This is a genomic window from Amycolatopsis sp. FU40, from assembly GCF_021903635.1.
In the GTDB taxonomy this organism is placed as follows: domain Bacteria; phylum Actinomycetota; class Actinomycetes; order Mycobacteriales; family Pseudonocardiaceae; genus Amycolatopsis; species Amycolatopsis dendrobii.
Genome location: NZ_CP091381.1, coordinates 9,766,911 through 9,780,550 on the forward strand (window position 1 = coordinate 9,766,911; position 13,640 = coordinate 9,780,550).

Annotated in this window: 12 protein-coding genes and 1 pseudogene; 11 read left to right on the forward strand and 2 right to left on the reverse strand. The window is 68.0% G+C overall.

Annotation, left to right across the window (positions count from 1 at the left end; genetic code table 11):
• The first annotated feature begins 11 nt into the window (after positions 1–11).
• From L3Q65_RS46440 to L3Q65_RS46470, 7 genes are all read left to right on the forward strand, one after another.
• Positions 12–1,649 carry a GMC family oxidoreductase gene (locus L3Q65_RS46440; protein WP_237598525.1) on the forward strand — a complete coding sequence of 546 codons (1,638 nt, stop codon included), beginning with the start codon at positions 12–14 and terminating at the stop codon, positions 1,647–1,649.
• Positions 1,646–2,077 carry a hypothetical protein gene (locus L3Q65_RS46445; protein WP_182895681.1) on the forward strand — a complete coding sequence of 144 codons (432 nt, stop codon included), beginning with the start codon at positions 1,646–1,648 and terminating at the stop codon, positions 2,075–2,077. The genes L3Q65_RS46440 and L3Q65_RS46445 overlap by 4 nt, the downstream gene beginning before the upstream one ends.
• Position 2,078: 1 nt before the next feature.
• Positions 2,079–3,569, forward strand: coding sequence for an aminobutyraldehyde dehydrogenase (locus L3Q65_RS46450; RefSeq protein WP_237598526.1), 1,491 nt, complete (start codon positions 2,079–2,081; stop codon positions 3,567–3,569).
• Between the two features lie 137 nt (positions 3,570–3,706).
• On the forward strand, positions 3,707–5,245 hold the full coding sequence (locus L3Q65_RS46455) for an NAD(P)/FAD-dependent oxidoreductase (protein ID WP_237598527.1): 1,539 nt from the start codon (positions 3,707–3,709) through the stop codon (positions 5,243–5,245).
• The gene (locus L3Q65_RS46460; RefSeq protein WP_237598528.1) at positions 5,242–6,282 is read left to right on the forward strand and encodes an alpha/beta hydrolase; all 1,041 of its coding nucleotides are present in this window, start codon (positions 5,242–5,244) and stop codon (positions 6,280–6,282) included. Before L3Q65_RS46455 ends, L3Q65_RS46460 begins: the two co-directional genes overlap by 4 nt.
• An 83-nt stretch (positions 6,283–6,365) precedes the next feature.
• The gene (locus L3Q65_RS46465) at positions 6,366–7,904 is read left to right on the forward strand and encodes a long-chain fatty acid--CoA ligase (protein WP_237598529.1); all 1,539 of its coding nucleotides are present in this window, start codon (positions 6,366–6,368) and stop codon (positions 7,902–7,904) included.
• Positions 7,901–8,764 carry an NAD(P)-binding domain-containing protein gene (locus L3Q65_RS46470; RefSeq protein WP_237598530.1) on the forward strand — a complete coding sequence of 288 codons (864 nt, stop codon included), beginning with the start codon at positions 7,901–7,903 and terminating at the stop codon, positions 8,762–8,764. Before L3Q65_RS46465 ends, L3Q65_RS46470 begins: the two co-directional genes overlap by 4 nt.
• On the opposite strand, the gene L3Q65_RS46475 is transcribed toward L3Q65_RS46470, so the two are convergent.
• A complete protein-coding gene (locus L3Q65_RS46475; RefSeq protein WP_237598531.1) occupies positions 8,761–9,993 on the reverse strand; it encodes a CdaR family transcriptional regulator in 1,233 nt (410 codons plus the stop codon). The genes L3Q65_RS46470 and L3Q65_RS46475 overlap by 4 nt on opposite strands.
• Positions 9,994–10,165: 172 nt before the next feature.
• On the opposite strand from L3Q65_RS46475, the gene L3Q65_RS46480 reads away from it, so the two are divergent.
• The 3 genes and pseudogenes from L3Q65_RS46480 to L3Q65_RS46490 all read left to right on the forward strand — a co-directional run bounded on the left by L3Q65_RS46480 (position 10,166) and on the right by L3Q65_RS46490 (position 12,160).
• Positions 10,166–10,579, forward strand: a complete 414-nt coding sequence (locus L3Q65_RS46480) for a nuclear transport factor 2 family protein (RefSeq protein WP_237598532.1) — start codon at positions 10,166–10,168, stop codon at positions 10,577–10,579.
• Between the two features lie 702 nt (positions 10,580–11,281).
• Positions 11,282–11,854 (forward strand): annotated as a pseudogene (locus L3Q65_RS46485) (radical SAM protein); the annotation flags it as partial.
• A 33-nt stretch (positions 11,855–11,887) separates the two neighbouring features.
• A complete protein-coding gene (locus tag L3Q65_RS46490; RefSeq protein ID WP_182895718.1) occupies positions 11,888–12,160 on the forward strand; it encodes a hypothetical protein in 273 nt (90 codons plus the stop codon).
• Positions 12,161–12,503: 343 nt separating this feature from the next.
• Here L3Q65_RS46490 and L3Q65_RS46495 read toward each other — a convergent pair whose 3' ends face one another.
• A complete protein-coding gene (locus L3Q65_RS46495; RefSeq protein ID WP_182895689.1) occupies positions 12,504–12,737 on the reverse strand; it encodes a hypothetical protein in 234 nt (77 codons plus the stop codon).
• A gap of 95 nt (positions 12,738–12,832) precedes the next feature.
• On the opposite strand from L3Q65_RS46495, the gene L3Q65_RS46500 reads away from it, so the two are divergent.
• A complete protein-coding gene (locus L3Q65_RS46500) occupies positions 12,833–13,501 on the forward strand; it encodes a hypothetical protein (protein WP_182895690.1) in 669 nt (222 codons plus the stop codon).
• The last annotated feature ends 139 nt before the right edge of the window (positions 13,502–13,640 follow it).

Here is a 13,640-nt window from a genome sequence, read left to right on the forward strand (position 1 = left end):
AGGGAGCGCCCATGACCGTGCCTGGCCCGTCTTCGAGAGACGGCGACGTCGACGCGCTGATCATCGGCGCGGGGCCGTCCGGAGCCACCGCCGCGCGGCTGCTGGCCGAGAGCGGGTTCCGCGTGACTGTCCTGGAACAGGGCGACTGGCCTGCCGCCGCCGACTATCCCAGCGACAAGCCCGAACGCGATCTGCTGGTCGCCGGTCCGTGGAATCCGAACCCCAACCACCGCGGCCGGCCGAGCGACTATCCGGTCAACGACTCCGATTCGGACGTGCATCCGCTCATGTTCAACGGGGTCGGCGGCAGCAGCGTCCTGTTCTGGGCGGAGTGGCCGCGGATGATCCCGTCCGACTTCCGGGTGCGCACCCTCGACGGCGTCGCCGACGACTGGCCGCTCACGTACGAGGAACTGGAGCCGTATTACGACGCTGTCGACGAGATGATCGGCGTCTCCGGGCTGGGCGGCAACATCGCCTATCCGCCCGGCTACGTGCCTCCCCAGCCGCCGCTGCCCATCGGCCGCATCGGCCGGATCGCGGCCGAGGGCATGAACAAGCTGGGTATCGGCTGGTGGCCGGGCACGTCGGCGATCCTGTCGAAGGGCGTCGGTTCCCGCGGGCCGTGCGCCCGCTGGGGGACTTGTGGCAGCGGCTGTCCCGAGGGGGCGAAGGCGTCCTTCGACGTCGCGATGTGGCCCGGCGCGCTGGCGGCAGGAGTCAACCTGGTGACCGGGGCGCGGGTCCGCGAGATCACCGTCTCCGGTCAGGGCCTCGCGACCGGTGCGACGTGGATCGACCGCGCGGGAATCGAACAGCACACGGCCGCGCCGGTGGTGATCTTGTGCGCCAACGGGGTCGGCACTCCTCGGCTGCTGCAGCTGTCCGCGTCGTCGCGGTTCCCGGACGGGCTCGCGAATTCCTCCGGCTACGTCGGGCGCAACCTGATGATGCACCCGGTGGCGACCGTGCTGGGCGAGTATGAAAAGGACGTCGAGCCCTGGCTCGGTCCGGAGAGCCATCCGATCTGGTCGATGCACTTCGCGGAGACCGATGCCAGCCGGGGCTTCCGCCGCGGGGCCAAGTGGACGGCTGTCGTGCTCCAAGGCCCGGTGGGGCTGCTCCAGCGGTTCGCGGAGCTGCCGCTCGCCGAGCGCAGCGGCACGGCCGGGCATGAACTCGTCGAGCGGCTCTACGGCCGGGCGTTCGAGATTTCGGCGTCCATTGAGGATCTGCCCGCCTTCGACAACCGGGTCGTCCTCGACGCGGATCTCGTCGACAGCGACGGCATTCCGGCGCCGAAGATCCGCTACACGATGTCAGACGAGAGCAAACGCGCGCTCGACTGGCATCTGGACCGGATCACCGAGGTCCACGAAGCGGCCGGGGCCGTCTCCACCAAACGTGTGGACTTCGGGGGCGAGACCGGCTGGCACCTGCTCGGCACCGCCCGGTGCGGCACCGATCCGGCGACCTCGGTGGTCGACGGATACGGGCGGTCGCACGACGTCCCCAACCTTTACGTCTTCGACGGCAGCGTTTTCGTCACGTCGTCCTCGGTCAATCCGACGCCGACGATCACCGCCTTCGCGCTGCGCGCTGCCGAGCACCTCGTCGAAACCGCCGCCGGCCAAAGGATTCCGCTGTGATCGATTTCCCCGACGACCAAGCCCGCGCCGGCGCCGCGCGCCTCGCCGACCTGTGGTTTCCCGGCACCGGACGGTCGCCCAGGCTGACCGCGCTGCCCGGCTACGCCGCTCTCGTACACCGCGCGCTCCAGGCCAATCCCGACCTCGCAGCAGCCTTCATCCAAGCCGCCGAGCTGGCCGCCGCGGCCGGCGAACTCTCGGCCGAGGCAGTCGCGGACTGGCCGGCCGAACTCGCCGAAGCGGCCTTCTACTTCCTGGCCAGCACCTACTACATGGCGCCCGAGGCACGCCGCGCGGTCGGCTATCCCGGCCAGGTCCGCAGGCCCTCGGCTGAGGCCACGCCCGACCAGTTGCTCGACGACGACCTGCTCGCCCCCGTGCTCGCGCTCGGCCCGACCTACCTCCCCACCCCGACCGAAGGATCCTGAGATGACCCCCGAGAAGATCCTGGCCGACGCGCAGCGGCGCATCGACGATCTGGCTCCGGCCCTGTACATCGGCGGCGGCTTCGCCCCGAGCACGAGCGCCGAAACGATCGAGGTGACCAATCCCGGCACCGGCACGCGGCTGGGGGTCGCCGCGAACGGCACCGCGGCCGACGTCGACGCCGCGGTGTCGGCAGCGCGCACCGCACTGCCTGCGTGGGCGCGGACGACGCCCGGAGCCCGCGCCGAGGCGCTGTTCCGCTTCGCGGACGTCGTCGACGAACACGCCGAACTGCTTGCCGCGCTCGAAGCGCTCAACGTCGGCAAGTCCTATGCGTACGCCACCTACGAGATTCCCCTGATCTCCGACTGCTTCCGCTTCATGGCCGGAGCCGCGCGAACCGCTCAGGCCCCGGCGCCCGGCCAGTACGTCGAGGGCCAACTGTCCTATATCCGGCGCGAACCCGTCGGCGTGATCGGCGCGATCACGCCGTGGAACTTCCCGTTGCTCATGGCGGCCTGGAAGATAGCGCCGGCGCTGGCAGCGGGGAACACGATGGTGCTCAAGCCGTCCGTGCTCACCCCGCTCAGCACCCTCGTCCTGGCCGGCCTCGCCACCGGGGTCCTGCCGGACGGCGTGCTCAATGTCGTGACCGGCGCCGGCGCGACTGTCGGCCGTGCGATGAGCCACCACGACGGCATCGACATGATGGCGCTGACCGGCGGCGTCGGTTCGGGCCGGCAGGTCGCGGCGGGCGCCGCGACCACGGTCAAGCGGGTCCATCTCGAACTCGGCGGCAAAGCGCCCGTGGTGGTGTTCCCGGACGCCGACCTCGACCTCCTCGTGCAGACGCTGATCGCCGTCGGCTACGGCAACGCCGGCCAGGACTGCGGCGCCGCGACGAGGGTGATCTGCCACGAGGACGTTCGGGACCGGCTCCTGGAAGCGCTCACCGCGGCCGCCCGGCAGCTGCGCAGCGGAAACGCCGCGGCGGGCGAGGAGTTCGAACTCGGACCGTTGATCAGCGAGGCCCATCGCTCCCGCGTCGCGGCGATGGTGGACCAGGCGCGTCAGGACGGTGCCAGGGTCGTCCTCGGCGGCGAAATGCCCGGAGGCCCCGGCTTCTTCTACCCGGCGACGATCCTCGCCGACGTCGCTCCCGGGACGGAGATGGCGCGCGAGGAGGTGTTCGGCCCGGTGATCTCGGTGGAGACGTTCGCCGCCGAAGCGGAGGCGCTGAGCAAGGCGAACGACGTCGAATACGGTCTCGCGGCATCGGTGTGGACCCGCGACCAGGCCCGCGCGCTCCGGTTCACCGAGGAACTGGCGTTCGGCTCGGTCTGGGTCAACTCGCACCTCAGCTTCGCCAGCGAAATGCCGTGGAACGGCTTCGGGAAATCGGGCTACGGCCGCGACAACTCCGCCTACGCCCTCGACGACTACACGCGCACCAAGCACGTGATGCTCCCGATCGGAACGCCGGGCGGCTCCTGACCGCCGGGCCCGGTGCACTCTGCACCAGGCCTCTCCCCACGACGCCACTGATGTGCGTGGCATCGGCCATATCCCTTGGCGCAGCATGACTTCCTGGCCGGACGACCGGCCTGAGCAGATCGAGACGAGGAGTCACCATGGCCGGCAACGACGCCCGCCCCGAGGCCGCCGACATCGTCATCATCGGAGCAGGGGTCTCCGGCGTGGGATCGGCGTGTTACCTCAGGGACGCCTTTCCCGGCAAGAAGATCGTCGTGCTCGAAGGGCGCGGCCGGATCGGCGGCACGTGGGACCTCTTCCGGTATCCCGGCGTCCGCTCCGACTCCGAGCTGCACACTTACGGCTACCAGTTCAAACCGTGGAGCCACGAGCACGCGATCGCGGACGGGCACCTGATCCGCGAGTACCTCGAAGAAACCGCCGCCGAGCACGGTGTCGACGAGCTGATCCGCTACCACCACCAGGTCGTGTCGGCGGACTGGTCCAGCGCCGAGGGCGTCTGGACGTTGCAGGTCCGGGTCGCGGTTCCCGGCCAGAAGCCGAAAACTGTGCCGCTGAAGACCAAATGGGTCTACGGCGCCACCGGCTACTACCGGTACGACGAAGGTTTCACGCCCGGCTTCGAAGGCCGCGAAGACTTCGAAGGCGACATCCTGCACCCGCAGTTCTGGCCCGAAGACTACGACTACGCGGGCAAGAAGGTCGTCGTGATCGGCAGCGGCGCGACCGCCATCACCATGGTTCCGGCGATGACGACCGGCCCCGGCGCGGCCGACCACGTCACGATGCTGCAGCGCACCCCGACCTACGTCATGACGCTGCCGCGCATCGACAAGACTTCCCAGGCCCTGTACCGAATTCTCGGGCTGCGGCGCGGATACGCGGCCACCCGGTTCAAGAATGTGTGGCGGGACTTCTTCTTCGTCGGGTACCTGCTCAAATTCCCGAACTCCGGGCGGAAACTGATGCGCAACCTGACCAAGAAGGCATTGCCGAAGGGCTACGCCGTCGACACGCACTTCAACCCGCCGTACAAACCCTGGGAACAGCGCCTGTGCATGACTCCCGACGGAGACTTCTTCAAGGCGATCTCCGCGGGCAAGGCGTCCATCGCGACGGACACGATCGAACGCTTCACCAAATCCGGCGTCCTGCTCGCCTCGGGAGAGGAGATCCCCGCGGACGTGATCGTCACTGCCACCGGGCTCAACATGCGCATGTTCGGCGGGATCCCGCAGACGGTCGACGGGCGGAAACTGGACGTCGGTTCCTGCGTGACCTATCGCGGGATGCTGTTGTCCGGCCTGCCGAACTGGTCTTTCGCCTTCGGGTACACGAAATACTCGTCGTGGACGCTCAAGGTCGGCCTGACCGCGCAGTACGTCATCCGGCTGATCCGGTACCTGGACGCGCACGGCTACACCAAAGCCATGCCGGTGGCCGAGCCCGGAATGGCCACCGAACCGCTGCTCGACCTGAACGCGGGCTACGTGACCCGCAACGCGGACAGCATGCCCAAGCAGGGCACCAGGCTGCCGTGGCGGATGCTCACGTCGTACCAGGCCGACAAACGACTGCTCAACGGCCCGCTCTACGACGAGCACCTGCAGTTCAGCTCCGCCGGCGACCAGCAGGCGGCCCGCGCCGCCTCCTCGAGCAAGGAGCAGGTGCGATGAACACCGCGACCACCACCCGGATCTCGGCCGGGGACTGGGTACAGCGACAGCTCGGGATCGGTATGGGCAAACTCCCCCCGTCGCTGGTGAAGCGACTGGTCAAGGTGCCCGTGAACGCGGACGGCGAGCAGATGGCCCCCGAGATCGCGATGCTCATGTCCGTCGTCGCGAAAGGCCCCGATTTCAGCGACCTCAGCCCCGTCGAGGCGCGCGCCGCCGAACTGAAGGACGCGGCGATCTACGGCGAGCGCCCGCTCCCGATGAACGTCGTGGAGGAACTGCGGCTGCGCGGCGGCCTCGCAGCGACCCGGTACCGCGCACGTGCCTCCTCCGCCGGGCTCATCGTGTTCTTCCACGGCGGCGGGTTCGTGCTGGGCAGCCGGGCGGTTTACGACGGCCCGGTGCGCTTGATCGCCCATCACACGGGTATGGACATCCTGTCCGTCGAATACCGCCTCGCGCCGGAAAACCCTTATCCCGCACCGCACAACGACGCGATGGCAGCCTGGGAGTTCGCCGTCGCGCACGCCGCCGAGTGGGGCGTCCCGGACGGTCGCATCGTCGTCGCGGGCGACAGCGCGGGAGGGAACCTCGCGGCGGTTCTTGCTCAGAAGCTGCGCGATTCCCGGGTGAAGCCGGCACTGCAGGCGCTGATCTATCCCGTTACCGACCTGGCCGGTTCCCGGCCCTCGAACCGCGAGTTCGCCGATTCGCCCGCGCTGACCGCCAAGCAGATCGCGTGGTTCACCGATCACTACCTGCCGCCGTCGGTCGAACGCGCCGACCCTCGTGTGTCGCCGCTGTTCGCCGAAGACTTGACCGGACTGCCGCCCGCTCTGGTGACTGTCGCCGGTTTCGATCCGCTGCGCGACGACGGCCTCGCGTTCGCCGCCAAGCTGACCGAAAGCGGCGTCCCGACGCAGCTGGTCAGGGAACCGGGCCTGGTGCACGGCTACCTCTCCTACACCGCGCTCAGCGCGACCAGCCGGGACGCGGTCAGGCGCGTCGCGTCCGCCATCACGTCGGCCATGGCCTGAACGCACCCCGATGAACCCCGGGCCGGGCGCCGGGACCGCACCCGCCGCCCGGCCCGGACACCACGCCGCCGACTGGAGCCGCCATGCTGAACCTTTCCGTCCTCCTGGAGGACTCCGCCCGCAACCATCCCGACAGAACCGCGCTGGTGCTGGACGAGAAGCGCATGACCTACCGCGAGGTCGACGCCGCGGCGAGCCAAGTGGCGAACCTCTTGGCCGAGCGCGGCGTCGCATCGGGGGACAAAGTCGCTCTCAGCTGCCCGAACCAGCCGGAGTTCGCGATCGTCTACTACGGAATCCTCAAGGCGGGCGCGATCGTCGTGCCGCTGAACGTCCTGCTCAAGCGGCGCGAGATCGCCTACCACCTCGCGGACGCCGGTGCCGTCGCGTACTTCTGCTTCGAGGGCAGCGCGGAACTCCCCATCGGTCAAGAGGGGCGTCAAGCATTCGACGACGTCGCCGCCGTCGAGCATTTCTTCCTGATCGCCGCCGTCCCGGAGACGAGCACAGCCGCGGAAACGTTGCACGAGGCTCTCGCCGGGCAACCGGAAACGTTCGAATCCGCCGTCACCGAAGCGACCGACACCGCGGTCATCCTCTACACCTCCGGCACGACGGGCCAGCCGAAAGGCGCCGAGCTGTCGCACGGAAACACGATGCTCAACGTGCTCACCCTGAACCGGATCCTCCGGAACCGGCCGGCCGGCGACAGCCATGTGGTGTGCTTGCCGCTTTTCCACACCTTCGGCGCCACCGCCCAACTGCACGCCGGCTTCTCGACCGCGGCGACGCTCCACCTGGTGCCCCGTTTCGACGCCGGCCGCGTCGTCCGCCTGATGTCCGAAGAGGACATCACCTTCTTCGCCGGCGTCCCCACGATGTGGTGGGGGCTGCTGCGGGAGCTGGGCCCTGACGTCGACGCCGCCCGCATCGTCAAGAACCTGCGCATCGGAATGTCCGGCGGCGCACCCCTGCCGGTCGAGCTGATCAAGGAGATCGACGCCCGGCTCGGCGTGCGGGTCATCGAGGCCTACGGGCTGTCCGAGACCTCGCCGCTCGCGACGATCGGCGATCCCGGCGCCCCGCCCCGCCCCGGCTCCATCGGCAAGCCGGTCTGGGGCGTTCAGCTGAAACTGATCAAGCCCGACTGGACCGAGGTGACCGGTCCGGGCGAGGTCGGCGAGATCGCGGTCCGCGGGCACAACGTGATGAAGGGCTATCACGGCAGGCCCGAAGCGACCGCCGACGCGATCCGCGACGGCTGGTTTCGCACCGGCGATCTCGCCCGCCGCGACGACGACGGCTGGTACTACATCGTCGACCGCGCCAAAGACATGATCATCCGGGGCGGGTACAACGTGTACCCGCGGGAGATCGAGGAAGTGCTGCTGACCCATCCGGCGGTGTCCCTCGTGGCTGTCGTGGGCGTCCCGCACGACAGCCACGGCGAAGAGGTCAAGGCGTTCGTGATCCCGCGCGACGGCGCCGAGGTGACGCCGCGCGAGCTAGTGGAATGGAGCAAAGAACAGATGGCCGGCTACAAATACCCGCGGCTCGTCGAGATCGTCGACTCCCTGCCGACGACCGCCACGGGCAAGATCCTCAAACGGCGGCTGCGATGACTCGCCCGCCCCGGCACGATGTGGCCGTGCTCGGCTGCGGATTGATGGGATCGGCACTGGCGCGGAGGTTCGCGTCCGGCGGCCTCGCGGTGACGGCGTGGAACCGCACGTCGCGCCGGGCCGAGGCGCTCGCCGCCGACGGCGTCCGGCCGGCCGCGTCCGTCGAAGACGCGGTGGGGAGCACCGGACTGGCTGTCGTCTGCATGTCGGATGTCGACGCGTCCCGGGCCGTGCTCGCTGCGGCTTCCAGCCTCGCCGGGCGCACAGTGGTCAATCTCAGCGACGGAACCAACGACGACGTCGAAACGCTGGCGCGCTGGGTAGGAGAGCAAGGGGCTTCATTCCTGGACGGGTCGACCTTGTGCTACCCCGACCAGATCGGCGAACCGGGCGCGATGGTGGCATTCTCCGGCCCCTCCCCGGTATGGGCGCGGCACGAGCCTGTCCTGATGCTGCTCGGCGGGCGTTCGCGGCACGTGTCGGACGAGATCGCCGGCGCGAAGGAGCTGTACCTGGGCTGCGGCGCCTTCTTCGTGACCGCGATGAGCGGGTTCGTCGAATCGGCGGCGTGCCTGCTGCGGCGGGGCCGAACGCTCGAGGAAGTCCGGTACGCCACGCAGCACGGCATCGAGGTGCTGCGCCATGCCGCCGAGGAGGCGGCCGCCGCGATCGAGTCCGGGCGACACGACACGGACCAGGCGACGATCCATGTCTTCGCCGAGGGCGCCCGGAGGGCGCTGGGAGAGCTGGAGAGCGCGGGCGTCGACTTGTCGGTGACGACCGCGGTGTCGAAGAAGCTCGACGCCGCGGAGCGCGCCGGGATGGGGCGCCTCGGGTTCTCCGCGCAGGCGTTGCTCTAGGCCCGCTGCTCGCCGCTCTGCAGCTCCACCAGGGCCAGTGCGGTGTCGACAGCGGCCGGGTTCCGCGCGAGCGGGCGCGGGAGCAGTTCGTCCACCCGGACCAGACGGCGGTCGATCGTGTTGCGGTGCGCGAACAACCGGTCGGCCGCCTTCGAGATGTTGAACTGTTCGGCGATGAAGACCCTGACCGTGTCGCGCAGCACCCGGTCGGCGGTCGCCAGCTCGCCGAGAGTGTCCGCGACGAACTGACGCGCCTCGGCGAGATCGTTGGTCAGCAAGGAGACGAGCTGCACGTCCTCGAAATGGACGGCACGGCATCCGGACCGAAGGCGCGTCAGCAGCGACTGCGCCGCGTCGGCGTCGAGGTGGCTGCGCCGGAAGCCGTGCACGTCCGGCGCCGGCCGTCCCAGGGCGATCCGCACGTGGGGGACATCCGCCACGATCTGGTCGAGGTCTGTTCGGGAGGGCGCGGAACTCCCCGGAATCCACATCCACAGCGTCGTCGTCCCCGCGACGAGCGTCAGGCGGCGCGCGGCGCCCGCGGCGCGCATGACCCGCTCGGCCGCGTCCTCGAGGAAGGCGAGCTGATCGGGGGAGTCGCCCCAGAGGATCGCCGCCACATGATGTCCGGTGAGCGCGTAGCCGAGCTGGGCTTCCGCCCGGGGCCGGGTGATCGGGGCGCCGCGGAGCAGTAGTTGCACAGTCGCCAATCGCTCGCTTTCCGGCCCCTCGGCAAGCTCCGCCCGCGCCTCGTCGATGTACGCCGCGACCGCGGCCATCGAGTCGTCCACGTACGTCACCAGGGAATCGCCGGATATCTCGACCAGCTCGCGAAGCTCGTCCTTGTCGTCGGTCGTGTCGAAGCAGAACCGCAGCCATGCGGACCAGTTGACTCGCTGCGACGCCCGCCATGCCTCGACGTCGTTCGTGTCCATTCCGCGGAGCGCGAGGTCGCGCGCGTAGTGCCGGGTGTCGGGGATCATCGCCGTCTCGACCCGGCAGCCGGGATCGTCAATGTTCGCGATCAGCCAATGGGCCAAAGTGGACGCACAGTAAACACGGTCCATTTCGGACAGAATCGGGTCTTGTGCGAGGGCGCGCTCGCGCAGGCTCCGCTGGCCCGCGGCCCACATCTCGTGCGCGATCTCGGCCTGGTGCACCTGCATCTTGGCCGCGGCGGCGCGAAAAAGCTCGCGCGTCCGCTGGCTCCGTTCGTCCTCCGCGTCCACGGTTGCCTCCAAACCCGAGCCGGACGAACAGCCTAGGCGCAGAGGCGGCGGCCGTCACGAGTGCAGAGTGCACCGAACCGTCGGCCAGTGCGGTGTTCCTTGGTGTAGGTCGCTGCCCTTGACGCGAGCAAGGTGGTGTGGCCAGCCGGCCGCTTCCCGAGGAGGAGAACCCGTGTCCAGTGCCAAGCTCGCCCGCTACGTCCAGAGGATGAACGAGATCTGCGCCGCCGTCTCTGCCCACGACCTCGACAAGGTGCTCGAGTACTTCGACGACGAGTGCGTCGTCGTCAACGGCGCAGGCGGGACAGTCGGCGACAAATCGGCCTTGGCTCCGGGATTCGAGGAAATGTTCGCGACCTTCCCTGACTGGACCCCGCGAGTGGCGGCGTCCTTCCTGGAGGGCGACACCATCGGTGTTCTTTTCGAAGTGACGGGAACAGCCGGTGGCACCGGCCCGAAAGTGACCTGGATCGGCACCGGCTACTCCACCTTCGACCCGGAAACCCTGAAGATCGTCCGCGACGTCTACTTCATGGACGAGGCGGCGCTGGAGCAGAAGATCAACGACGCCGCACTGACCGGCTGACCGCGGGCAGGCCCAGCAACCCCGCCAGCTCTATCGCACACCGCTGCGGACCAGCAGCTGGGATACCTGACGAACCGCCGCAGCACGGCAGGTCCGCAACGTGTGATCGTCGACCGCGAACGCGATTTCGAAGCTGAGGCACCATGGATTCCTGCCCCGCGGTCTCACCGCCGGGCGGGAGGATCGGAGGGGCACGGGCGGCCAGTTCGCCTGTGCGTAGGCGGTGGTCTCCATGAGTGCGGAAACGGGCGTTTTCAAACGCTGCGGTTGCCGAGGCGCCGACGGCCGGATCCTGGGCAGCTGATGTCGTCGATTGCGGGCGCGGGGTCACGGGAGCTGGTATTTCCGGGTGGGGAAGCCGCCGCGTCCGGACGGGCGGAGGCGGAATGTTCGCCGGGGCGGGTTCTCGTCGCAGTGCGCGGCGCGGCAAGCACGGGCCTGCTTGTGCGATGCCGGCGGGAGAGCGTTGTCGGCCGCGACTAGCACGGGCGGACAGGGGCAGCAGTTGTGGCTGGACGCGCGGGTCGGGCCGGGCGCGCCGACGTTGCGCAGCTACCGCCGGCACGTCCGTAGGTACCCCTTTCCGTATGCGGGGCGACCAGCTGCTCGGGGGAGTTGGGCAGCTGTGACTCGCTGCACATCGACGAGAATTTTGTGTGCTTTGAGCTGGGTGAACGCTGGCTGTTTCGATGTTGTAAACGGGTGGGGATGGGCGAACCTCTAGCAAACTATCGGAGGGTAGTCAACGCGGTACGGAGGATCACCGAGCCTGCGCCGTCGGGTTTGGGGATTGGTCAGCGTTCGGTGACGGTGTCGACGGTGGGTTTGGCTCCGGCGATTCGGAAGCTGGCGGACGAGCGGATGCAGGTTCGTCTCGCGGTTTCCTTGCATACGCCGGACGATGAGCTGCGGGACACGCTGGTGCCGGTGAACAACCGCTGGTCGATCGACGAAGTGCTTTCCGCTGCGCGGTATTACGCCGACACCTCGGGTCGGCGGGTGTCGATCGAGTATGCGTTGATCCGGGACATCAACGATCAGCCGTGGCGCGCCGAGTTGCTCGCGAAGCGGCTGCGGAAGCACTTGGGCCAGCTGGTGCACGTCAATGTCATTCCGCTGAACCCGACGCCGGGCAGCAAGTGGGACGCGAGCCCGAAGCCGGTGGAGCGCGAATTCGTGCGGCTGGTGAACGCGGGTGGTGTTGCGTGCACGGTGCGGGACACGCGTGGTCAGGACATTGCGGCGGCGTGTGGACAGCTCGCTGCCGAAGGTTGAGTTGTTGGTTTCGATGTTGGAGTGTCTGTCGTGATGTATGCCCCCAGCCTGTTGGAGCCGGCTGCGGAGGAGTTGCGGCTCGCGGATGTGTGCGGCCGTGGTGCCACGGAGGTGGCGCGTGAGGCGCGGTCGTTGTTGGGTGAGCGGTTCAGTTCGGTGACGTTCATGTATGTGCTGATGCGGGCGTTCGAGGTCGAGTACACCGCAGCGCGGGACGCGGCGCTGTGGCATGAGTTCCACAGTGGGACGCGAGCCCTGTCGGATGATGACCTGGAGAAGCTGCTCGCTCCCTGGCTCAGCCGCTGATCTTGGCGGTGCTCGCTGTAGCTCGTCTTCGGCGACGCTTGCCAAGTTAGCTTGCCCGGCATGTATGAACAGCACGGGCCGGTCGGTCTGCCTCGAGAACGTGGATGCTATTCGGTCACCTGAGTCGGTTCCAGAGCGTGTGTTTGGCGAGCGCGGAGAGTATCTCCTTCTCAAGCGTTCGTGCTGTCGGGCCATCGGCGGAGACGGCCCACGAGACGTGCAGATTGGCTCGTTCGAAGGCGAGCACGCCCCATTGCAATGCGCGACGGGCGTGGCCGCCGTCGACTTCGCGGATGCGGTCGTGCAGCCATTGCGAGTCTGCGAGTGCGCGGTCGAGGACGACTTAGCCGAGGCCGCTTGCGAGGGCTTTGCCACGTGCGTAGACCGTTAGGCGCCCGCGAATGCCTTTACCATGGCGTTCGCCGGCCATGCCGACGTAGACCAGCTCGCCGTCGGCCCCTTCACGTGCTAGGTAGACGCCAGGCACAAGCGGTGCCAACTCGTGAGCTGCGGAGAAGGGTGCCCAGTCCGACCAGTCAGCGAGCCGGTGGACGATCTCGAGCGCGGTCGACTTCACTTCCGCAGTATGACGGTTGCGCACGGCTCCAACGGGTCAGCAAAAGTCGACGTGTCTTACGTGCCAGATGACCAACCTGCGGCCACCCTGGGGCGATGGTTGCTGCGACCTTCGAGGAGAAGACCTACGAAACCGCGTATAACGCGGATCTCATCGCGGGTGCGGGCGGCAACTGGCGGGTCTTCTCGCCTGGACAAGTCCTGGAGAAAGTGACTGGCTTCGACGTCGCCGCGGATCCTGGTCCCGAGCATCTGATTTGGCGAGTACTTCGGGTGCCTCGTCCTCGAGGTCTGTCGCTCATGCCGTCGCATTGGGCATCATCGCGATCCGGCGTGCCGAAGGCGCGGGAACTGCCAAGTATGCCCCTGAGCCTGATTCTCCAGTTCAAACGGCCGGAATACCTCTATGGTTCGCGAGCTGCCCAGCGACGGCTGTGGCACGGTCCTTACTACCGGTTTTCTCGCAGCACAGAGCAGCACTCTGTCTTGAAGAGGCTGGAGTCGAAGCTCGCTGACGACGCCATCGTGCGATACGCATCGCCAGCTTTTCATACGTTGGGGGAGTTAGAGGAGGCGCAAATGAAACGAAAAGTAATTGCGCTATCCGGACACGTGGCTCCCAGTGTTTTTGGGCGACATCGGGTGTGGACGTATAACGCGGCCGGCACGTATGGGCGCGGAAACCCGGCAGGCAGGGCGCGGCCTGTTGAAGCATTCGACGATCTGTTCGCGTCGTTGATCGGCGTTTCAAGCGGGCGTGGATAGATGGTCAAGTATGACGACATAATCGAGCATGTCGCGGTACTTGCGGATGCATGTCGACATCGAAATCGGCAGTTGCGTGGCGTGGTGGCCGAATGGGCTGCAAGCTTACGCAGGGTGGACATCCCGTTGAGTTTGATAC